Source organism: Coprococcus sp. HCN-4056 (genome assembly GCF_037892645.1).
GTDB lineage: Bacteria > Bacillota > Clostridia > Lachnospirales > Lachnospiraceae > Coprococcus > Coprococcus ammoniilyticus.
This window is the reverse complement of record NZ_JBBKBL010000004.1, coordinates 227,800-251,292: the sequence shown is the minus strand read 5'-3', so window position 1 is coordinate 251,292 and position 23,493 is coordinate 227,800. Positions and strand designations below refer to the sequence as shown.

23 protein-coding genes and 1 tRNA gene are annotated in these 23,493 nt (G+C 39.6%); all 24 read left to right on the top strand.

The window, feature by feature from the left end:
• Positions 1-32: 32 nt before the first annotated feature.
• On the top strand, positions 33-1,544 hold the full coding sequence (locus tag WKT03_RS07890; protein ID WP_340391451.1) for an RNA-binding domain-containing protein: 1,512 nt from the start codon (positions 33-35) through the stop codon (positions 1,542-1,544).
• Between the two features lie 2 nt (positions 1,545-1,546).
• Positions 1,547-3,631, top strand: a complete 2,085-nt coding sequence (gene brxL, locus WKT03_RS07885; RefSeq protein ID WP_340391450.1) for a protease Lon-related BREX system protein BrxL — start codon at positions 1,547-1,549, stop codon at positions 3,629-3,631.
• Positions 3,632-3,670: 39 nt separating this feature from the next.
• Complete coding sequence (locus WKT03_RS07880; protein WP_340391448.1) at positions 3,671-4,738, top strand: leucine-rich repeat domain-containing protein; 1,068 nt, start codon at positions 3,671-3,673, stop codon at positions 4,736-4,738.
• 65 nt (positions 4,739-4,803) lie between these two features.
• Positions 4,804-5,310: a hypothetical protein gene (locus WKT03_RS07875; protein ID WP_340391447.1), complete on the top strand. Its 507-nt coding sequence runs from the start codon at positions 4,804-4,806 to the stop codon at positions 5,308-5,310.
• Positions 5,310-6,608, top strand: coding sequence for a protein kinase domain-containing protein (locus tag WKT03_RS07870; protein WP_340391445.1), 1,299 nt, complete (start codon positions 5,310-5,312; stop codon positions 6,606-6,608). Before WKT03_RS07875 ends, WKT03_RS07870 begins: the two co-directional genes overlap by 1 nt.
• A gap of 15 nt (positions 6,609-6,623) precedes the next feature.
• Positions 6,624-7,376, top strand: a complete 753-nt coding sequence (locus WKT03_RS07865; protein WP_340391444.1) for a vWA domain-containing protein — start codon at positions 6,624-6,626, stop codon at positions 7,374-7,376.
• Between the two features lie 14 nt (positions 7,377-7,390).
• Complete coding sequence (locus WKT03_RS07860; protein WP_340391443.1) at positions 7,391-8,221, top strand: PP2C family serine/threonine-protein phosphatase; 831 nt, start codon at positions 7,391-7,393, stop codon at positions 8,219-8,221.
• Between the two features lie 20 nt (positions 8,222-8,241).
• Positions 8,242-8,763 carry a hypothetical protein gene (locus WKT03_RS07855; RefSeq protein ID WP_340391441.1) on the top strand — a complete coding sequence of 174 codons (522 nt, stop codon included), beginning with the start codon at positions 8,242-8,244 and terminating at the stop codon, positions 8,761-8,763.
• 20 nt (positions 8,764-8,783) lie between these two features.
• Positions 8,784-9,791: a transglutaminase domain-containing protein gene (locus WKT03_RS07850; protein WP_340391439.1), complete on the top strand. Its 1,008-nt coding sequence runs from the start codon at positions 8,784-8,786 to the stop codon at positions 9,789-9,791.
• A 19-nt stretch (positions 9,792-9,810) separates the two neighbouring features.
• Positions 9,811-10,119, top strand: coding sequence for a hypothetical protein (locus WKT03_RS07845; protein ID WP_340391437.1), 309 nt, complete (start codon positions 9,811-9,813; stop codon positions 10,117-10,119).
• Between the two features lie 33 nt (positions 10,120-10,152).
• Positions 10,153-10,389, top strand: coding sequence for a hypothetical protein (locus tag WKT03_RS07840; RefSeq protein ID WP_117821966.1), 237 nt, complete (start codon positions 10,153-10,155; stop codon positions 10,387-10,389).
• Between the two features lie 35 nt (positions 10,390-10,424).
• Complete coding sequence (locus tag WKT03_RS07835; protein WP_340391435.1) at positions 10,425-10,931, top strand: hypothetical protein; 507 nt, start codon at positions 10,425-10,427, stop codon at positions 10,929-10,931.
• 729 nt (positions 10,932-11,660) lie between these two features.
• Entirely contained in the window at positions 11,661-12,188 is a 528-nt protein-coding gene (locus tag WKT03_RS07830; RefSeq protein WP_340391541.1) for an O-acetyl-ADP-ribose deacetylase, read from the top strand.
• Positions 12,189-12,265: 77 nt separating this feature from the next.
• Positions 12,266-12,487 carry a hypothetical protein gene (locus WKT03_RS07825; RefSeq protein ID WP_340391433.1) on the top strand — a complete coding sequence of 74 codons (222 nt, stop codon included), beginning with the start codon at positions 12,266-12,268 and terminating at the stop codon, positions 12,485-12,487.
• Between the two features lie 59 nt (positions 12,488-12,546).
• Positions 12,547-12,846, top strand: coding sequence for an IS3 family transposase (locus WKT03_RS07820; protein ID WP_340391431.1), 300 nt, complete (start codon positions 12,547-12,549; stop codon positions 12,844-12,846).
• A gap of 590 nt (positions 12,847-13,436) precedes the next feature.
• Complete coding sequence (locus WKT03_RS07815; protein ID WP_262529886.1) at positions 13,437-13,919, top strand: low molecular weight protein-tyrosine-phosphatase; 483 nt, start codon at positions 13,437-13,439, stop codon at positions 13,917-13,919.
• Between the two features lie 154 nt (positions 13,920-14,073).
• A complete protein-coding gene (locus WKT03_RS07810; protein WP_147353876.1) occupies positions 14,074-15,753 on the top strand; it encodes an EAL domain-containing protein in 1,680 nt (559 codons plus the stop codon).
• A gap of 28 nt (positions 15,754-15,781) precedes the next feature.
• Positions 15,782-16,327, top strand: a complete 546-nt coding sequence (locus WKT03_RS07805) for a prolyl-tRNA synthetase associated domain-containing protein (protein ID WP_021943680.1) — start codon at positions 15,782-15,784, stop codon at positions 16,325-16,327.
• Between the two features lie 107 nt (positions 16,328-16,434).
• Positions 16,435-17,643: a 23S rRNA (uracil(1939)-C(5))-methyltransferase RlmD gene (rlmD, locus tag WKT03_RS07800; protein WP_118674413.1), complete on the top strand. Its 1,209-nt coding sequence runs from the start codon at positions 16,435-16,437 to the stop codon at positions 17,641-17,643.
• Positions 17,644-17,662: 19 nt separating this feature from the next.
• The gene (locus WKT03_RS07795) at positions 17,663-18,364 is read left to right on the top strand and encodes a TraX family protein (protein ID WP_008401875.1); all 702 of its coding nucleotides are present in this window, start codon (positions 17,663-17,665) and stop codon (positions 18,362-18,364) included.
• A gap of 233 nt (positions 18,365-18,597) precedes the next feature.
• Positions 18,598-19,695 (top strand): redox-regulated ATPase YchF, encoded by a 1,098-nt coding sequence (gene ychF, locus WKT03_RS07790; protein WP_021943678.1) that lies wholly within the window; start codon positions 18,598-18,600, stop codon positions 19,693-19,695.
• A gap of 29 nt (positions 19,696-19,724) precedes the next feature.
• Positions 19,725-20,705, top strand: a complete 981-nt coding sequence (lgt, locus tag WKT03_RS07785) for a prolipoprotein diacylglyceryl transferase (RefSeq protein ID WP_118674415.1) — start codon at positions 19,725-19,727, stop codon at positions 20,703-20,705.
• Positions 20,706-20,832: 127 nt separating this feature from the next.
• A tRNA-Gly gene (locus tag WKT03_RS07780) sits at positions 20,833-20,904 on the top strand.
• 447 nt (positions 20,905-21,351) lie between these two features.
• The gene (locus WKT03_RS07775; RefSeq protein ID WP_340391423.1) at positions 21,352-23,397 is read left to right on the top strand and encodes a sulfatase-like hydrolase/transferase; all 2,046 of its coding nucleotides are present in this window, start codon (positions 21,352-21,354) and stop codon (positions 23,395-23,397) included.
• The last annotated feature ends 96 nt before the right edge of the window (positions 23,398-23,493 follow it).

Below are 23,493 nucleotides of genomic sequence, written 5' to 3'. Positions count from 1 at the left end.
GATGTTTATTTTAGAAAGAAGGAGGATACCAGATGGATTTAAATATATTAAGATCTGTTCTTGCAATTGGAGAGACTATAGGTGTTGAGTTCAAACGGTGTGGAAATGGGATAGAATCAGACGTATATGAGTCGGTATGTTCGTTCCTGAACCGATTTGGTGGCGACATATATATGGGCATTTTAGATGATGGAACAGTAATTGGAGTACCGGAAAAGGCTGCACCGGATATGGTGAAAAATTTTATCAAAACAGTGAGTAATCCTATGCTATTTTCGCCTACTGTGTACCTTGTGCCGGAAATTATCAAGTATGATGATACACATACAATTATCCACGTACATGTTCCTCCTAGTGCCGAGGTTCATAGCTTTAAGAAGATTATATATGACAGGGTAGATGATGCTGATGTAAAGGTTACTGCAACCGGTACTATTGCACAAATGTATATTCGTAAGCAGGGAATTTTCACAGAAAAAAAGATTTTTCCATATGCAAAGCTTGAGGATTTGAGGCAGGATTTATTACCTAAAGTCAGACTTATGGCGCAGAATCATGCAGGTGGTAATCACCCTTGGGCAACAATGGACGATATGGAATTATTAAAGAGTGCTGGATTATATGGCAGAGATATAGTTACAGGAGATGAGGGATTTAACCTGGCAGCTATTATGTTGCTGGGAAAAGATGATGTCATTTTGAATGTAGCACCGGCATATGTGACAGATGCACTGGTTCGTAAGGTAAATATTGACCGTTATGACGATCGGGAGGTTATAAAAACTAATTTGGTAGATAGTTATGACAGACTTTTGGATTTTGGCAAGAAACATCTTCCGGACAAGTTCTTTTTAGAAGATACTGTTAACAAGAGTTTGAGAAATATTATTTTACGTGAGATGGTCAGTAATATATTAATGCATAGGGAGTTTTCAAGCAGTTACACAGCAAAGTTTGTGATTGAAAAAGAGCGTATGTACGTTGAGAACGCCAGCAGAGCAACCGGTGAGGGAAGTATAACTGTCAATAATCTGGAACCTAATCCTAAAAATCCTATTATTGCTTCGTTTTTCAGAAATATAGGGTATGCAGATCAGCTTGGATCAGGTGTGAGAAATTTATTTAAATACAGCAGATATTATTCAGGACAGGAACCGGAGTTTATAGAGGGCGATATCTTTAAAATTATTGTGCCGTTGAACGATGAGTATTCATATGATTTTGAAACTAACAGAATTGAAACAGATAATGCCGATAAAGTACAAAAGAGTGCCGATAAAATACGAGAGAGTGCCGACAAAGTACAAGAGAGTGCCGATAAAACGCAGGAGAGTGCCGATAAATTATTGGCTCAATACAAATTGATTTTAGATTATACAGAGAAAAATGGAAAGATAACTTCACGTCAGGCAGAAGAGTTATTGAATGTTAAGCAGAGAAGAGCACGAGAAGTACTAAGTAAGATGGTAGATAAAGGAACTTTGATAAAGCAAGGCGCATATAAATCTACAGTCTATATGTTAAATAAAGAGCGAGGTAAATAAGCATGACAGAATTTATGGATTCTTCTGAATTAAATAGTGAAACAGATGATCGACGAGAAATCATAAAGCAAAAGCTCCGCCAATATTATGATGGTCGTATTGTCCGCAAGGATTTAACTAAATCAATTAGAGAAGGAGCAAATGTTCCGGTATATGTACTGGAATATCTTCTCGGTCAGTATTGTAATTCCGATGATCAGGAGATTATTGATGAGGGAGTAGACAATGTGAAGCGTATTCTGCGTGATAACTATGTACGTCCGGATGAAGCGCAGAAGATCTTGTCTCTTCTTCGAGAGAGAGGTAGCTATACAGTTATTGACAGGATTACAGTAATCCTTAATACAAAGGAAGACCGATACGAGGCAACATTCTCTAATCTTGGAATTAAGAATATTCCTATCAGTGCTGACTATGTAAAGGATTATGACCGCCTGCTTTGTGGCGGTATCTGGTGTATTCTTCAGCTTGACTATGAGTTTATTGAGGAAGATAAAAAGAATACACAGCCTATCCGCATCAGAAAGCTGACACCTATTCAGATGCCACATGTTGATATGGATGAGGTAAAGAATGGTCGTAAGGCATTTACTAAGGAAGAGTGGATGGATATTCTGCTTCGTTCTACCGGAATGGAGCCGGACAAGCTTTCTGACAGAGCAAAATGGCTATTGATAGCCCGTATGATTCCACTTGTTGAGAATAACTTTAATATGTGCGAATTGGGACCTCGTTCTACAGGTAAATCATACATATATGAGCAGATTTCTCCAAACAGTATCCTTGTAGCTGGTGGGCAGACAACTGTTGCAAATCTGTTTTATAACATGTCTAACAATACAGTCGGTCTTGTCGGAATGTGGGATGTTGTAGCATTTGACGAGGTTGCCGGTATCAAGTTTAAGGATAAAGATGGTATCCAGATTATGAAGGGATACATGGCATCAGGTGCATTTTCCCGTGGCAAGGCTGAGATACAGGCAAAAGCATCTATGGTCTTTGTAGGTAATATCAATCAGAGTGTGGAGACTTTGCAGAAGACATCAAGTCTGTTTGATCCATTTCCTCCTGAAATGGGTACTGATACTGCGTTCCTTGACCGTTTCCATGCATATATACCGGGATGGGAGATCCCTAAGTACAGACCGGATTCATTTACAAATGATTATGGATTTATCACAGATTATCTTTCAGAGTTTATGCGTGAGCTTCGTAAGGATAATTACAGCAATATAGCAGAGAAGTATTTCAAATTAGGAAATAACTTAAATCAGAGAGATGCAATTGCTGTTCGTAAGCTGATTTCCGGATTTATCAAATTGATTTATCCGGATGGAGAAGTCAGCAAGGAAGAAGTTGCAGAGATCATGGATATTTCACTTGAACTTCGTAGACGAGTAAAAGAACAGCTTAAGAAGATTGGTGGAATGGAGTTCTATGATGTGAACTTCTCATACATAGACAATGATAGTTTTGATGAGCATTTTGTAACTGTACCGGAGCAGGGCGGCGGAAAGATGATTCCTGAAGGTATGGGTAAGCCGGGATGCTTATATACAGTATCAAAGTCAAAGACTGGAATGATAGGCTGTTATCGTCTTGAAACGCAGATGATGCCGGGAAATGGAAAGCTGACTTGCACAGGTATTGGATCAGGAAAAGAGCCAAAGGAAGCAACCAATACAGCATTTAATTATCTGAAGGCAAACGGAAATGCAATATCGGGTTCAATCAGTACTACAACCAAGGATTACATCATTAATTATCAGGATATGCAGGGACTTGGCATGACGGGAAATCTGGCACTTCCTACACTGATTGCTATTTCATCGGCAGCACTTAGTAAGCCTCCGATCAGCAGTCTTGCAGTACTTGGTGAGATCAGTATCGGTGGAACACTTATTAAGGTAGAAGATTTAGCAAGTACATTGCAGGTGTGTCTTGATAGTGGTGCTAAGAAAGTACTTCTTCCAATCACATCGGCAGCAGATCTTGGAACTGTACCATCTGACTTAGTTGGAGCATTTAGTCTGATATTCTATTCTTCTCCGGAAGAAGCAGTATATAAAGCCTTGGGCGTAGAGTAAAGAAGGTGATGACTTATTTTTGAGCAGGATTTTGAAGCAATGCTTCGACAGTATGAAAATTCAATAGATGATAAGCGACAGTTTACTGCACTGGTGAAGGATTTATTCCCGGAAGAGGCAAAGAATATCAATCTGATTCTTATGGCATATAACATGGGAATTGCACAGGATATTCAGACGGCGAATCTGCTCAATAATACATTTGCTTTCCGGTATGTGAAGCAGTTGATGGATGACTATGGCATCAGCAGAGTGAATGCAGACTGGATCGTGTCAGTATGGTGTTCTTGTTATGGTAATAAAGTATTGGGAAAAGCCTGTGACATATCAGTGCAGAAGCAGGGTGGTGGTCCGGCGATAAAAGATAATAAGTCATCTTCGGGAAAATCATATGGAGATTTATTTGTATATGAGAAAAGTCGCAGAGGCAACGGACTGGCTGTAACAGGATTCCGTGGAGATAAGAACCAGACGATTATATTTCAAAATAGGTATGGCAATGAAAATGTTATAGAGATTGCGGATAACAGTTTTAGCAAATCTTCCATAGAAGAGGCAATTCTGACGGAAGGCTTTAAATACATAGGGTTAAAGGCTTTTTCTGACTGTGAGAAATTACATCAGGTGGTATTGCCAGTTAGCGTAGAAGAGATTGAAAACTCAGCATTTGAGAATTGTAACAACTTAAAATCAATCTCCTTGCCGATACTGCTTAAGACAATCGGAGATGCAGCTTTTAAAGGAACAGGTTTACGGACATTGGATATTCCAAAGAGTGTATTTGGGATAGGTGATGATTTATTGGCAGAGTGCCAATCGCTGGAGCATATTAAGATACCGGATAACATTGCAAGGATAACTGATCGGATGTTTATGAATTGTAGTGGCTTAAAAAAGGTGGAGCTGCATGAAAAACTGAATGTGATTGGTGAACGAGCATTTTTCGGATGCTCCAGCCTTGACTTTATTGTGATTCCGGACAGTGTACAGCAGATTGGTCAGGATGCTTTTACAGGTACGGATGATATGTTTATCGCGCAATGCTCATTTGGCTCTTTTGCAGAGCAGTATTGCAGGAAGAACAAGATTAAGTATCAGCTGGTGTAATGTCGCCAGCGATGCGACACAAAAAGAACGAAATTACGATAGAATACAGAAAAGAGGTGATATGTATGGGCTTATTGGATGCAATATTTGGCAATAATCAGCCACCTAAGATAAATTCCATACTTCCTACAGCTGCGAAGAACGAGATCCGTGCAGGAAGATTACCGATATTGAATACTGACAGCTTATTTCTCAAGCGTGGTGAGAAAATCCATTATATTGATAAAGCAATCAACCTTGAAATCAAGGTAGTAAAGCAATACCGGCATGTGGGACACAGTACACCGGGATTGTTAAAAGGCAATCGTTGGAATGTGGGTGTGGCGAAGCCTATTGAGCATGGTGAGCTTGTACAGCATCGGGGAATCCTGTATGTGACTAATCAGAGAATTGTATTTCAAGTTTCTGAAAAGGGGTTTGATAAAACATATAGATATCTAACAGCGGTAACTCCGTATGTAGATGCCTGTGAACTGCAGTTTGGCAGTAAAACATACAATATGTATGTTGATGATGGAAATCTATTATATGAAGTATTACAGCTTGTGAAGCAAAGGAGGCAGATCCCATAATGGAGGGACAGTTAAAAAACGGAACAATACTTACTTCGGAAAGTGGAAATAAGTATACGGTAGTGAATCTTCTGGGTGCCGGTGGACAAGGTGAAGTCTATGATGTGGAATGTGATGGAAAGCATTATGCATTGAAATGGTATTTCAAGGGAAGTGCTACAGCACGACAGAAGAAATTATTGGAAGAGATTATTGCAAAGGGAGCACCGGATAGTTCGTTTCTCTGGCCGATGGAACTGATTGTTCCGTCGCGGGGAAACTTGTTTGGATATATCATGCCGCTTCGTCCAAAGAATTATAAGAGCATAGTGGATTTGATGAAGAATCGTGTAAATCCATCATTTTATGTCATATGCAGGACAGCACTTAACCTTACAAAAGGTTATCGAAATCTACATATTGCCGGGGCAAAGTATCAGGATATTTCATTTGGAAATCTTTTCTTTAATCCGGATAACGGAGATGTCTTGATTTGCGACAATGATAATGTATCATATGGCAACAGCAAGCCGGGAGGAGTTCTTGGTACACCGGGATTTATGGCACCTGAGATTGTAAGAGGTGAAGCGAGACCATCAAGGGATACGGACAGATATTCATTAGCGGTATTACTGTTTTACCTTTTCATGGTAAATCACCCATTGGAGGGGAAGCAGGAAGCAAGCATCAAGTGTATGGATATGGCAGCCAGAGTAAAACTCTATGGAACGGATCCTATTTTTATCTTCGATCCGGGTAATAAGACAAATAGACCAGTACCGGGAATCCATGATAACGCCAATATTTATTGGCCGTTATATCCGGAACAGCTGCGCCAGCTGTTTATCAAATCTTTTACAGTCGGACTTAATAATCCAAGCAAGCGTGTAACGGAGCCTGAATGGATGAACCTGTTTGCAAATATGATGAGTGGTTTGATGAAATGCACCTGTGGTGCAAGTGTTTTCTATGATGAAAGCCTAGAAGCAAATGGTGTGGCACATACATGTTGGAATTGTCAGCAGACAGTGAAAGTACCAACCAGGATTGTGATTGGAAAGAATACTGTGGTACTAAATCAGAACAGTAAGCTGTTACATCATCACATTTATAGTGATTTTGATATGGAAACAGTAGTTGGAGAAGTAGTTCAGAATCCAAAGAATCCGGCATTATGGGGAATCCACAATGAAGATAAATTAAACTGGACTTATGAAAAAGCGGATGGAACACAGATTCCTGTTGAAGTAGGAAAGACAGCAGGTATTGCAGCAGGCGTAAAAATACATTTCTCCGAGTCAGTCGGAGAGTTCAAGTAAAAGGAGAAAATTGTTATGGCAGATTTACAAAGACCAGGTGGAGAACTGGCAAGCAGACCGATTAATTTCTTTTGGGTAGTGGATTGTTCAGGTTCAATGTCTTATGACGGAAAGATGGAAGTGGTGAATACAGCTATTGAGGAGTGTATTCCGGAGATGGCATCAGCTGCGGATAATAACCCGAATGCACAGCTGCTTATCAGGGCACTTCAGTTTTCATCCGGGGCAAGCTGGCTTACTGCAAAGCCTGTACCGGTTGAGGATTATTCATGGAATCCGTTGGAAGCAAATGGTGTAACAGAGATGGGAAAGGCATTTGAATTACTGGCAGCACAGCTTTCTATTCCGCCAATGCCAACACGAGCATTACCACCGGTAATTGTTTTATTGTCTGATGGACAGCCAACAGATTCTTACAAGGATGGACTGAATAAGTTAAAAGCACTTCCTTGGTTCAAGAAAGCAGTTAAGATTGCGATTTCTATCGGTTCCGATGCAGATGATGATGTGCTTGAAGACTTCACAGGTAACAAAGAACTGATATTACAGGCAAATAATGCAGCTGCACTTGCAAAGATGATTAAATGGGCGTCTACAACTGCATCTATGGTATCCGCTCCAGCAAGCAAACCTATGAATGCTGACGCAGTATCTACACCTGCAGGCAGTGGAGATCCTTTTGCACCTGCAAATGGAGGAGCACCACTTGTTATAGATATGAGTAATATTCCTAGTCCGGATGACTTTGACGATGGAGCAGTTTGGTAAAAAGGAGGGATTTCATGAAGCGTTATGTATTTGGTAAAAGTGTAAAAGGCGCTACTCACGAAAAGAATGGATTACCTCTTCAGGATAACTGCAAAATAGAAGAAATTTCAGATAAGATCACGATTATAGCTGTAGCAGATGGACATGGCAGCTCAAAGTGCTCCAGAAGCGACAGAGGTTCTTTGATTGCGGTAAATACTTTCTGCACAGTAATGAAAAACTATCTGCTCAATTATGGAAAAGAAAAGGATGGTCTTACAAATCTGGTAACATTTCTGAACAGAGAAGGCGATATGCGCTTCGCACAGGATATATGTGAAGAATGGCAGGCAAGAGTAAAACAATCCTATTATAAGAATAAGGCAGAGAATGTTAAGGACGATAATGGCAATACAGACTGGAAGAAAGTATATTTGCTGTATGGTACGACATTGTTAGGAATGCTGATTACAGATACCTTTGTATTCTCATTTCAGATAGGTGATGGCGATATCAACTATATTACAGGTGATGAGATTTCTCCATTGGTAGAGCCAGAGAAATTTCTTGGCACAGAGACACATTCTTTATCCAAACTGGATGCATGGAGAAAAGCGGTAGCATCCGTAAGGAGAAAGAATGCAGCAGATGATGTGCCATATTTGTATATGCTTTCGACAGATGGATTTTCCAACAGTTTTGTGAACGAAGAGGAGTTCCATAAAACCTGCAGAGAGTATTATAAAATGATTGGCGAGCATGGATACGAGGCAGTAGGAGATAATCTTGAAAAGTGGCTCAAGGAGACAAGTGAGCTTGGATGCGGTGATGATATCACTGTGGTTATGGCTTATATTGATAAATAAGGATTGAAGAAGGTGAATATATGGCTTGGGGATATGAACGAGGTTTTGTAATAGAACACAATGATACGCTCAAAAAGAGAATTGATTGCAAATCTTGTTGTTATTATGATAGACATGATAAATCTTGCATGAAACGTCCATTGTATTTACCGGTAGATGGTTATAATTCGTGGAGAAATTGTCGGTTTTTTGAACTTGATAATTCTACCTGCAATTACGAACAAAAAAGAAAACAGCTTGAGGGTATTGAAAAACGCAAGAAGCAAGAATGTATCCAAGGTCAATCTCAAAAAAGGTTAAAACCTTATAATCAAAAGAATAGTATTAGAAGAACAATTCTTCAAGGAGGATATAAGGTAAAACCTCATACTTGTAGACCGCAGGGTGTAAAACTAGAACATGCGATGTTAGAAGTAGTACTATCCTCTGGAAAAGCGATAAAAATTGCTTTTATGTGCGACTTAGATAAAAAAGTGATCTATATTTCATATGGCGGATACACGGATGAGGCAATTGAAGCTTTAAAACAGTTGGTCAAATAAGAAAGCGAAGGAGAAAGTGAGTGATTGTAGATCGTTACTATTATTCACAATTAAATAAGCAAGAACAAGCAATTTACAAATTTTTTTATAAGGGTCTGATGGCTCATGAGGATGTCATTCCAATTCCAATCAAAGGACAGTTATCAAAAGAAGTATTCAACAAAATATTCCGGGCAATGACAAGGGATAATCCGTTGATATATTATGTCAATCAATCTGCCTGCAACTGGGCGACGGATGCATTTGGGCATACAGCCATATGTCCACAGTATTTTTATAGCAGGGAAACAGTCCGAAAGTACAATCGTAACATAGAAAACGCAGTGAATAATCTGGCTGCACAGTTAAAGCTGACAGAGGGCACAGATTATGAGAAAGAAATAAGAGTCCATGACTGGTTCTGCAAAAATGTGAAATATGATTTTAAAGGATCAGATATGGATGAGTTGGCTAGAGTAGTTCTCTCACATAATATTGTAGGGGTTTTTGCAAAACAGAAAGCCCAGTGTGAGGGAATTGCCAAAGCTGTAAAAGTATTGCTGAATGCGGTGGATATCAAGTGTATTGTGGCTACTGGGGAAGCAGAGGCAAATGGTAAGAAAGAACACCATGCTTGGAATGTTATTGATATTGATGGAAGCCCATATCAGGTGGATGTGACATGGGATATCGGAGCTTCTAAGGGAAGAATTGCATATGATTATTTCAATGTTACAGATGAAATTATAAGCAAGACACATAGTTTTGAAGATGAGATGCCGAAATGCATTTCATTAAAAGATAATTATTTTGAAAGAAACGGGCTGACATTTAGAAGCAGAAGTCAGCTGATAGCATATATAACACAAGAGATAGAGCAAGGTCGGAATAAATTATATTTTCGGATAGATGGTTTATTTCCGAAACTAAGACAGTCAGAGCTTGCAGGTATGGTTGCAAAGATTGCAGCAGGAGGACAGAGCAGGGCAGTTAAAGTCCAGCAGATTCCAAATGAGAAGGTGGGAACTTACTGGATTAGAATATACTAAGTATTGGGGAGGAAACATTATGTGGCACACAGCAGAAATGGTTAAGATATTTGAGAAAATGACAGAGGGATACGGATACGATATATATCAGAATAGAAAACTGTGTGTCGCATTATGCAATGATTTGTTTGCCGATTATTCAGTGGAAAAGAATATTATGCAGATGCTTTTTCAGGCGGGGCTTGGAGAGGCTATGAAGGGAGTCCCATTTAAGAGTGAAAGAGAGCTTAAAATGGGACTTTCTAATATTGAGAAGTTTTTGATGGCGCAGGCGATTGAGAGTAGTGTCAGGGATGATGTATTTGATGTAATTGTGGACATTTCTTGAAACCGGACGAAATCTGAGAGAAGGTGGTAATTTATGTTGGAGACAATATTGTATGCAGTAGGATTTTTTATATTTACTATTTCCCTTCAGTGGCTGTTACATAAGGTCAGAAAAAACCACAATCAGGGGAACTCTGCAATATGGGTAGGCAATGGAGCAATTATTGTTATTTGTGTAATGGGCTTGATGACTAAGAATATCAACTATTTTTCTGCATTGATTGGATTTGTTGTGGGGGATGAAGTTGGTAAACAGGCAGGATGGCAGTAGAGACGCATTGTAAATTGAGGAAGGCAGGTGGCAGTATGGTAGAAAATAATAGATTACCTGATACACCTTGGCATGTAGGATATGCAAAGAAACAGGAGGATGATCCACGTAGACATAAGGCGAGATGCATTCATTATCGTGATGGACAATGTGGATGGAAAGCAAATTATTCGGGTAAATGCATAGGTTCAAGTCATTGCATGGATTATTCAGAGTCACTTGAAGATTTTAAGAAATTGCAGGAGAGCAGAAAGACTGCGGAACAAATTGAAAGAGATAACATTGACAAATATAAGAAAAGTCTTGAACCTAAAAAAGAGCAGTTAGAACGAAGTAATAATCCATATAAATACAGAAAATGCAGTGAACTGAATCGTTGTCTGGTGTGTGATGAGCATCTGTATAAAGAGAAGTATTCGTTAAAGAGATGCAAGTACTGTGGCATGTTTTATGTGGATATTGATGATTCTACCAGAGATGAGATTATGGATATTGTGAAGGCTGATCCGATATTTGTTATGAATATTAAGAGAAACAAATGAATGTAAGGAGCAAATAAAAAATTGATACAAAATAGAACGAATAAACCTATTTATTTGACAATGCAGAATATTGATGAAATATCGGAACATGATATTATAGCTTGGACTTTTGCTCAGCCTGGAGCAATGGGGTGCCCAGGTGAGATTACGATTATAACGATTCATGGGAATGCTATGTGGCTATATAGATTCAGTTATATACAGAATGAAAACTTAGAGGTAGAGGCAAGAAGAAGATTTCCAAATAAAATAACAAAAGAACCCAAAGAGATGAAATGCATAGGTATGGGTATGGGAAATCGTTTATATTTAAAAGAAGCACTTGTTTCAGAATTTGAAAGAAGATTAAAAGAATCTGGTAAGCACATATATCCAAGTCATGTTAGGTTAGTCTATGAAACTGTTTCAAGTATGAATGATAAAGATCAAAGGAAAAACGTATTGTGTGATTTGGTTATTAAATATCCTGACGTATTGTCAGATATCAGGTTGTTTAAGGCGCTGATATTAGATTATATTCCAAATGACAAATTAAAGAGAAATTTACTTATTGGTTGTTTGGAAGAAGATATACCACAGGAGATAAGTTCAATCAAGGATATATCTTCACAACAGATGTACAGGTTTGAAGAAAAACTGGCAAAAGCATATGGATGTAACCATATGATTGCTAGTGAAGTTATTGAGATGTGGTATGAGGCATTGAAATGTAAAGTCAAGGAGAAGAAAATGTACTTGGTCAAGACGATAAAAGGTGACATAACGAAAGTAACAGATGTGCAGGCAATCGTAAATGCAGCAAACAATTCACTTCTTGGCGGAGGTGGTGTAGATGGAGCGATTCATAGAGCAGCAGGACCGGAGCTTTTGGTAGAGTGCAGGACACTTCACGGATGTGAGACTGGAGAAGCAAAGATAACAAAAGCCTATAATCTGCCATGTGATTATGTGATACATACTGTAGGACCAATATGGAATGGTGGAAGAAATAGAGAAGAGGAACTTCTTGCTAACTGTTATTTTAATTCTATGAAGCTGGCAATGGATAATGGAATCAGGTCTATTGCATTTCCTTCCATATCAACTGGAGTATATAGTTTTCCGGTTGAGTTGGCAGCAAAGATTGCAGTACATACAGTAAACAGATTCTTACAGGATAATCCGGACAGTTTTGATTTAGTGGAATGGGTGCTGTTTGATACTCACACTGAATCAGTATACGAAGCAGAAGTTGATCAACTTGATGCTAGAATATAAATAGTACAAGCCAAAATGAGAAATTCCAAGTACACATAAGCATGATACAATAGAAGCATGCTGAAGAAGGATCTCATATGGCAAAGCAACATGACAAACAATTTAAACTTGATGCAGTCCAGTACTACGAGGATCATAAAGATCTTGGTGTACGTGGATGTGTAGAAAATCTTGGCATCGGATACAGCACATTAACAAAGTGGCTGAAAGACTTCCGGGAATCTGGTGATATTCCTGTTCGTGGTTCTGGTAATTACGCATCCGATGAACAGAAGGAAATCGCCCGTCTCAGACGTTAATTACGTGATGCCCAAGATGCACTTGATGTGTTAAAAAAAGCAATCAACATTCTGGGAAAATGACGGAAGCCATTTATCTCGAAGTGTCTGAGAAGACGGAAGCTGCCCAAAAGGCTGGACGCCGGGGTTCCGTCTCCGGAATGTTGAAATTTTTAGGTGTCTCACGTTCAGGATATCGTGCATGGCTCAATCGCTTTAAAATTCGCGATTATAAGCAGGCATACCAGTTGATTTTTGAATATCTGGAAGCTTTCTATAATACGAAACGAATTCATAGCCATTGCAACTATATGTCACCAAATGAATTCGAACGATTGTATGAAAGAACACACACTGAGGCTGAACTTCTGGCGGGTTAAAATGGGAAAAGTTTCTCATTTTAACTTGTACTAAATCTTGACATAGGACCATATTGAGGAGAAAAATGCTTCTAAAAGAAATTTTATAGTGGGAACAGTTGTTATTGGAACTGTTTTAGGTATTGTAGGAAATTACATAAGCGATTTCATTTTCTAGCTGTGTTAGTAGCCCCCCCCTTTTTTTTACTACCAACTTTACAACTAACACTAACAAGTAGTAAAAACTTGCTCAATTCTGCTCTGATCTGCCGCAATTTGTAACTTTAGAGCAAAAACAAGATTACCACGAAATATTAGGAACTATTTGAGCAGATGCAGAAGAAACGGCAAAACCTTTAGTAGTAACCATTTCCCTTTTACTACCAATTTTACTACTAACAGGTAGTAACAACTTGCAGAGTTCTGCTCCAATTTGCCACAATTTGTAATTTCAGAGCACATCACCATAACCCCGAAAACCCTTGCAAAATACGCGAAGCAACGAGCAAAGTGTCCCGATATGCTTGCATAATCGGGCATTTTGCGAATGCCGCGACCGAGACGATAGTCGAGGTAGGGCATTCCGGGGCAAATCAAGGAGAAACAAAACTATGATAAAAGTATTATTTATCTGCCACGGCAACATCTGCCGTTCCCCCATGGCAGAATTCATATTAAAAGATATAGTAACAAAACGTGGTATTGCCGATCAGTTTGAGATCGCATCGGCAGCCACCAGCACAGAAGAGATTTGGAATGGTGTTGGGAATCCGGTGTATCCGCCGGCAAGAGGAGAACTTGCCAGACATGGGATAAGCTGCAAAGGTAAAAGAGCCGTGCAGCTTACAGCCTCAGATTATGATCATTACGATTATCTGATCGGTATGGATTCTATGAATATGAGGAATATTGAACGAATGACCGGACACAGACGTGGGGATAAGATCTATAAGATGCTGGAGTTTGCCGGGCGGGATGCAGATGTCAGAGATCCGTGGTACAGTAGAAATTTCCGGGAGACTTATGAAGATGTTGTAGAAGGCTGTCAGGCGTTTCTTGACTGGTTGACAATTAACAAGAAATTAAGTAATTGATTAACTAAAATTTCACTTAATTTCCGAATGATTAAGTTGGATGCAAACTTTCTTTTTGCTAAAGAACATGTTAATATATATATAATAGCAAGTTCCTGTGGGAACAGAACATGTAAAATTAGGTAAGTATTCATTGTTGGGAGAAGATATTATTATGGCATTTGAATCATGGAGAGAGATTAACAGAATAAGGAAAAATCACCGCGACGCCATATATTTTTACGCTAATCTGCAAGAGCGGTTTTACACGATTGAGGAAAATGATATTCTGCCTGATGAGTTGGATCCGGATGATAAAAATTTACTAAAAGCATTTTGCGACTGCACATGTATAGAAGAAACAGAGAAGAATAAAATGTGCAATTTGTATAGACAGATTGAGCAGGGAACAAAAGAGCCGATCAAGATGGATGATTTGGAGACGTGGGTGCATCTTGAGACCAGATCAGGGAAGAAAGCTCTGATGGCAGTCCTTTGTTACCTTGAGAAAGATGAAAAAGGATTGATTCGGGAGTATGTGGGCATGATACGGATCATGCGCAAACAGGAATTAGAGAATCGGGAGATTGTGACATCGTTTAGCAATGATAAGAATCCGGCATTCTTTCTCAAGAAGATTGCGCGTTTTCAGGCAGAGCATCCGGAGCGGAAGTATGCATATATTCAGTTTGATGTCCGTAGATTTAAGTATATCAATGAGAAGTATGGCAGTGATACAGGAGATGATATTCTTCGGTATATATATGACACGCTGGATGTGATGTGTGATAAGGAACATCTGCATTGTAGATTGTCAGCGGATGTATTCCAGATCGTGACCTATTATAATTCCAGAGAAGAAATCATGGAATTTATTGATAAACTTGATGAAAAGATTCGGAGATATGGTGATATCAAGTTAAGCATTACATATGGAGTGAATATCGTACCGGGCAGTTCAACGGCATATCGCAAGCATGGAGATGAAGCAGGACTTGCCCGTGCAGAGGGTAAGCGGACGATTTTGAATAAGGTTGTATTCTATGAGGATACGCTGATGAATCATGTGAAACAGACGGGAGCGATCGAGGAAGTTGAGGAGGAGGCTCTGAGACGGGAAGAATTTCAGGTTTATCTTCAGCCGAAGTACCAGTATGACAGAAGCCGTGCGAAGATCGTTGGAGCAGAGGCGCTTGTGCGCTGGATTGATGCAAATGGAAAATGCAAGTCGCCGATGGAATTTATTCCGGTATTTGAGGCAAATGGATTTATATACAAATTAGACTGTTTCATGTGGGAGATGGTATGTAAAGTTATCAGAAGATGGCTGGATACCGGAAGGCAACCACTTCCAATCTCGGTAAATGTGTCGAGAACCTATCTTCAGAAAGAAGATGTTGCAGGATATATCAAGAATCTGATCGACAAATATCAGATTCCGATGGAGCTGTTCCAGTTAGAAATTACGGAGACAACGGAGAATGCAGAATCATTGTCTTATATCAATAGTTTGAAACAGGCGGGATTTACATTGTTAATGGATGATTTCGGATCAGGTTATTCTTCCCTTTGTATGTTGAAGAATACACCATTTGACGTATTGAAGATGGATCGGCAGTTTTTGGATGAATGTTTGGACAGTAAACAGGGTAAGACGATCATTTCTCATGTGATATCCATGTCAAATGATTTGGGCTTAAGTATTATAGCAGAAGGCGTAGAGAATCGAGGAACGGCAGATTTCCTTTATGATAATGGATGTAGTGTATCTCAGGGATTTTATTTTTCCAAGCCTGTTTCGATTCCGGAGTTTGAGCATATGTTGGATGAACAGCAGACAGAGCAGCAGAGGTAGATATAAGGAACGGGAGGACAAAGTACTGTTGGAACTTTTGGATGGAAGACCGGAGAATACGAAAGGAAGACTGGAGAAGGAGATTCGGGTATATGATTTTCTTGACCATCTTGGAATAGAATATAAGAGAGTCGACCATGAACCGGCATTTACGATGGAAGTATGTGAGGAGATTGATAAGATGTTGCAGGCGACAATCTGTAAGAATCTTTTCCTGTGCAATCGTCAGAAGACACAGTTTTATCTGTTGATGATGCCGGGAGACAAGCCGTTTAAAACGAAGGAGATCACTTCACAGATCGGGAGCGCAAGACTGTCATTTGCATCGGCTGAGGACATGGAGAAATATCTGGATATCGAACCGGGGGCTGTCAGTGTCATGGGACTGATGAATGATACGGAGCATCATGTACGGCTGCTGGTGGATGAAGACATATTAAAAGGCGAGTATCTTGGCTGCCACCCATGTGTGAATACATCCAGTCTGCGGATGCGCACGGCAGATGTATTCGGATTGTATCTGGATGCGGTCGGACACGATATGACAAAAGTCGTCCTGACAGGTGAAGCATAGAGCAAAGAAAAAACCAGGCCATAAGTCATATACATTCAGGGAAATGTTGTTGACCATGTGTTTGGTTTTTGCTATGTTTAGACGAGAGATTTGAAAGGAAATAAAATATGAAAGAAAATATAAAGGGACAGCCGGGAAATAGAAAACCGGATGGCAGAAAAGTCCAGTCCCCAAATAAGAAACCCAACCCCGTGGCATACGAATATACAGACGAAGAATACCGGAGATTACTTGTAAAGAAGCAGACAGAGATGGAAAAGCTGCTTTCAGGATTTGCACCGGTCGATCCAATCGTGGGAATGGAAAATCCGTATTATTACAGGAACAAAGTATGTGCGGAATTCAGAAAACTGAAGAATGGTACGATCATCTCCGGCCGATATCAGGAGGGTACTCATAATGTCATAGAGACAAAAGGCTGCAAGATCGAAGATCAGCGGGCGGATGCGATCATTCAGGATATCACAGGGCTGTTCCGGTCATTTAAAATGATGATCTATAATGAAGACAGCGGATATGGACTGATCCGTCATGTACTGATCCGGACAGCACATCAGACCGGACAGATCATGGTGATCATTGTGACGGCATCTCCGGTATTTCCGTCGAAGAAGAATTTTGCAAATGCACTTTTGAAGCTTCATCCGGAGATCACAACGATCGTTCAGAATATAAATACAAAGGATACGAATATGGTGTTAGGTGACCGAAATCAGGTCATCTATGGCAAAGGCTATATAGAAGATGTTCTCTGTGGCAAACGGTTTCGTCTGTCGCCGGGAAGCTTTTACCAGATCAATTCTGTTCAGACGGAGAAATTATATAACAAGGCGATCAAATATGCGGATCTGAAAAAGAAAGAGACGGTGATAGATGCATACTGCGGAATCGGAACGATCGGTATCGTTGCAAGCGACCGGGCAAAACGAGTGATCGGTGTGGAACTGAATGCAGAAGCAATCCGTGATGCGAAGATTAACAGCCGGATGAACAAGATAGAAAATATCGAGTTCTATGCAAATGATGCAGGCAGGTTTATGGTAGAACTGGCAGAAGCAGATGAGCAGATTGATGTTGTGTTTATGGATCCGCCTCGTTCAGGAAGCACAGAAGAATTTCTTTCTTCTGTTGTGACTCTGTCTCCGCGTAAGGTAGTTTATATTTCCTGTGGACCGGATACCCTTGCGAGGGATCTGAAGTATCTGACCACACATGGCTATCAGGTGTTAAAGATCACACCATTTGATCTCTTCCCATTTACTGAGCATACAGAGGTTGTTACGCTATTGACGAGAGACAGAGTTATTTTTAAGTAGGAGAGGAACGTTATTAAAGATGAAAGAAAAGATAAAATTATTATCCGGTGCACAACTGAAATATATAGCATTTGCTTCAATGTTGATCGATCATGTTAATAAAACATTTTTCATATATTTTAACAGTAAGGCTTTAATAGTTATGAGTGAACTGTTTGATATATTAGGCAGGATCGCATTTCCTATCTTTATTTCCCTGTTGGTGGAGGGATATTTTAAAACGAGAAATCGATGGAGATATTTGGGAACACTCCTGGTATTTGGAATTATATCAGAGGTTCCGTTTGATATGTGTACATCTAATGTATTTTTTGAACCAAACTGGAATAATATCATGTTTACGCTTGCGCTGGTGTTGGCGATGATCTGGATTATTGATGCCCTGAAAAAGAAGATGCAGACGCTGCCCAAGTTCTTGTGGTATCTGGTATCTTTTATAATTGTAGCAGTAACTTGTCTGATAGCCATGAATCTGAGTCTGGATTATGATTCCCATGCGGTGTTGATCGGTTATTTTCTGTATCTTTTTCATGACAGACCGATTATTGCTATTCCGTTTAATTTTGCATCGATGTATAAGGAACCATGGGCACTTCTGGGTTTTGGCCTGATGCTTACTTATAATGGAAAGCGTGGAAAGCAGAATAAGCTTGTGAACTATTTGTTTTATCCGGTGCATCTTCTGATATTGGGAATTCTGAGAATGTGTCTTGGAATTTGACAGTAATTTGACGGCAACCGGTTGATAATCATTGAATTTTATGCCCCAATGTAGTATAATCATCGTGCTATTTTGGGGCTTTTTTGCGCCATTATACAGGTAAAGAACAAGAATACAGAGAAAAATTACCTTGTGGCATCAACTTTGAACGGCCATCTGACATAACGTAATATGGCTGAATGGTATGAGTTGTATGACCTTATAAATCAAGGTTTTAAGGAGGAATTATAACCATGAAGCTCGGCATAGTTGGACTTCCCAATGTTGGAAAAAGTACATTATTTAACTCTCTGACAAAAGCAGGTGCAGAATCAGCAAACTATCCATTCTGTACCATCGACCCAAATGTAGGTGTCGTTGCAGTACCGGATGAGAGGTTAGACAAGCTGACAGAGATGTATCACTCAGCAAAGACCACTCCTGCAGTTATTGAATTCGTAGATATCGCAGGACTCGTAAAGGGCGCATCCAAAGGCGAAGGTCTGGGAAACCAGTTCCTTGCAAATATCAGAGAGGTAGATGCGATCGTTCATGTTGTCAGATGCTTTGAAGATACAAATGTTATTCATGTAGATGGTTCGGTTGATCCGATCCGTGATATTGAAACGATTAATCTGGAGCTGATCTTTTCCGATATCGAAGTTCTGGATCGTAGAATAGCAAAGACGATACGAGGTGCAAGAAATGATAAGATGCTTGCAAAGGAGCTGGATTTCCAGCAGCGTATCAAAGCACATTTGGAGGAAGGCAAGCTTGCAAAGACTCTTGAAGTAACAGATGAGGACGAACAGGGTTGGATCGAGGAATACAACCTTCTTACATGGAAACCGGTTATTTTCGCAGCAAATGTAAGCGAAGACGATGTAGCAGATGATGGAGCATCAAATGAGTATGTTCAGAAAGTAAAAGAATATGCAAAAGAATTTGATTCAGAAGTATTTGTTGTCTGTGCACAGATCGAGCAGGAGCTGGCAGAACTGGATGACGAAGAAAAGAAAATGTTTTTGGAAGACCTTGGAGTAAAAGAATCCGGTCTTGATAAGCTGATAAAGGCAAGCTATTCACTGCTTGGACTGATCAGTTATCTGACAGCCGGTGAGACAGAATCCAGGGCATGGACGATCAAGAAGGGAACAAAAGCGCCGGGAGCAGCCGGCAAGATCCATTCTGATTTTGAGCGTGGATTCATCAAGGCAGAGGTTGTAAGCTATAAAGATCTTATGGAATGTGGCAATATGGTAGCTGCCAAAGAAAAAGGTCTGGTAAGACAGGAAGGTAAAGAATATGTGGTAGAGGACGGAGATGTCATCCTCTTTAAGTTCAACGTATAAAACAGCTTCCTTTAGGAGATAACAAGAAAATGGAAACTATTTCAGAATATTTTAACAGTATTATCTTTCCGCATTTGGGAATCTTCCTGAAGCATGTAGGTGATCATATATCCATTGGCAGCTTTGAGATCCGGTTTTACGGTATCATCATTATGTGTGGATTTATCCTTGCCTACTTCCTTGTGACAAATGAAGCGAAACGAACAGGGCAGGATCCGGAAATGTATCTGGACTTTATCCTGATCCTGATCATTCCGGTAATTTTAGGCGCAAGAATTTATTATATATTGTTCCGGCTGGATCAGTATATAGTGGCGGGAAATGTAAAAGAAACCATCCTTGGTATGTTAAATATCAGAGGTGGCGGACTTGCAATCTATGGTGGTGTAATTGCTGGTATTATTACCGGATGCATCTTTGCGAAGAAGCGGAAGGTAAATGTGCTTCGGCTTGCCGACACAGCAGCGTTTGGTCTGCTGATCGGACAGATCCTTGGACGCTGGGGCAATTTCTTCAACAGGGAGGCGTTTGGTGCGTATACAGATTCTGTATTTGCGATGGGAATCCCTCTTGATTATTACAGACATGAAGGAACACTAAACAGTCTGATCAACAGTGGAGTGATCTCAGATACCATGCTTGCAAATACACAGATGCTTCATGGTATGGAATGTATAACAGTACATCCTACGTTCCTGTATGAGTCACTCTGGAATCTGATGTTGCTGATCTTTCTTCTTATATATAGAAAGCATCAGAAGTTTACAGGTGAATTCGCATTTATCTATGTAGCAGGCTATGGACTTGGAAGATGTATCGTTGAAGGACTTCGTACAGATTCCTTAATGATCGGCAATTCCGGTATCCGTGTATCACAGCTTCTTGGATTTGCATGCTTTTTAGTTGGTGCAGTTGTGCTCATCGTTGGCTATGTTCGCAGAGCAAAAGGGCAGTTGCAGACCATTGAAAATGAGTCTGTTCAGGCGCCTTCAGAGGATGAAAACAACTAGGCTCAATGCGGCAATTCATTGCGTGAAAAAAATATTTAAAAAAGTTGAAAAAAGTTGTTGACAGATACAACGTCTTATGATAACATATCCATTGTTGTGAGGCAAACAAATCACAACAATGGAAAATGCGCGAGTGGCTCAGCGGTGGAGCACCTCCTTGCCAAGGAGGGGGTCGCGGGTTCGATCCCCGTCTCGCGCTCTTATTTTTTAGAAGTCTTAAGATTTAAGGCTTCTTTTTTTGTGGTTGATACTTTGAACCTCAATGAGCCACTGCCATTTATCAGAAAAACAGTAGCATAGACGACTGACTTTCGATGATCCGATGTTGGAACAAAGGGCTTCTTCTTAATAATCCTAAAGAAGATTTAATAATTGTTTTATTGTAGTTTCCTCCGAAATATGATATTTTCCCATCATATAAAGCATTCCCAAAGATATAGATAGAAGAAAAGTAAGTAAAAATCACGCAAAAAATGAAAAAATGAGGTAATTATTTGTAAAATTTGCGGATTGAATAAAAAGAAAGGGATGCTATAATGAAACCGATTTAATCTTATTCTGAAATTACCGGTTTATGAATAAGATAACAGGATTGCATTAAGTATTTGGTTAGTGGTTGCCGAATCACGGCAGAATGGAGTTTTAGATGAAAGACAAATTGAAGAAATTGTGTAGTACAGCTATATTCCAGTGTGTTGCGATTGCAATTGTGCTGGATATTATTTTGGAGATATTGGGAAGACACTCATTTATCAATACGATGAAATATATTGTGAATGAACCATTGGTGTTCCTGTATAACTGTTCCATTATCTTTTTTACTCTGACATTGGCACTGCTGATGCGTAAGAGAGTGTTTGGTTATGGTATTATTTCATTTGCATGGCTGCTTTGTGGTGTAACGAACTGTATTGTTTTAGGCTTTCGTATCACTCCGTTTTCAGCGATCGATATGCTGATGGCAAGAAATACAATCACCATCATTGATAAGTATTTCTCAGTATGGCAGGTTGTATTCATTGGTGTAGCGTTATTTGTTGCACTGGCAGCGGTTATCATATTGTTCTTAAAGTCCCCGACAATCCAGGGAAATATTTACAGAATCCGTACAACGGTTCTGATCGTTGCATCTTTCTGTATGGTTATGCTGTTTACAAAGATTGCATTAAATGCGCAGGCAATCTCGGATAACTTTGCAAATCTGGCAACAGCATATGATAAATATGGTTTTGTATATTGCTTTTCAAACAGTGTAGTGGATGTCGGAATCAGTGAGCCGTCAGATTACAGTGAAGAAAAGATGCTTGAGATCAAGGATGAACTGGATACGGTGAAAGCTTCGGGAGCAAAATTTGCAAAGAGAAAGCCAAACGTAATTGTAGTTCAATTGGAATCCTTCATGGATCCATCATATGTAAAAGAATTATCTTTTAATATGAATCCGATTCCGAATTTCACAAAATTAAAAGAAGAATGTTCGTCAGGTTTCCTTACGATGCCTGCAATCGGAGCGGGAACGGCAAATTCGGAATTTGAGGTGCTTTCCGGATTTGATGTGGCATACTTCGGTGCCGGTGAATATCCATATAAGACGGTACTTGGAAGTACAACCTGTGAGACGATGGCGACACAGTTTAAAAAGCTTGGTTATTCTACTCATGCGATGCATAACCATGACGGTACATTCTATGACCGTTATATCGTATACAAGAATCTTGGCTTTGATACATTTACCCCTATGGAATACATGTATGACGTAGAGCATACCCAGAAAAACTGGGAAAAGGATAATGTACTGACCGGAGAGATCATGAAGACCCTGAAATCTACAGAGGACAGGGATTTTATCTTCACGGTCAGTGTTCAGGGACATGGAAGATATCCGAGTGAATTAGATTATGAGAATTATTCTTATCCGGTAAAAGTAACAGGTACGGGAAGTGAAGAACTGGACAATGAATGGACATATTATTGCAATCAGCTTCATGAGATGGATGAATTTATCAAGGATTTAATTGAAGAACTGAAGAATTATGATGAAGATGTAGTACTGGTAATGTATGGTGATCATTTACCGGGATTTGAACTGACAAATGATGACGTAGAGAATGGAAATTTGTACCAGACGGAATATTTCATATGGAGCAATATGAAGCATTTCATTGATAAAGATGAAGACATTCCGGCTTATGATCTGAGTACGAAGCTGTTTGATGTGATCGGACTTGAAAAGAGTGCCATGCAGAAGGTGCATACACTTTACAGCGAAGATGATCCTGAATACAGCGATGTAATGTGGAATGTAGAATATGATATGTTATACGGTAAGCGATATATGTATCCGGATGGCTGGCCATATGAGCCTACCGATATGCAGTATGGTGTAGAACCAATCTATATTACGGATATAAAAGAAGGCGATTATCAGAAATTGTCCGATAACCCGGAGAAAGCGCCGGAGCAGCTCCATGGATATTATATCAAGGGTGAGAATTTCAATGAATGCAGTTTTGTTTGGATCAACAACGGATTCAAGAAGGAAACAATCTATATAGACCGGAATACTCTGTTTATTCCTGATATCACGTTTGACGATGGCGAGGAAGTCTATGTTGCTCAGGTTGGTGATGACAGCATTGATATCGGAAAGTCGGAAGCGTTTATTTATCAGGCTCCGGTAGCAGAAAATTAAAGATAACTGATAATTTCTCATAAAAAAGAAATTTTTTGGTAATAAATAATCTTGACATTAAATAGGTTATTTGATAGCATAGCATCATATATTTTG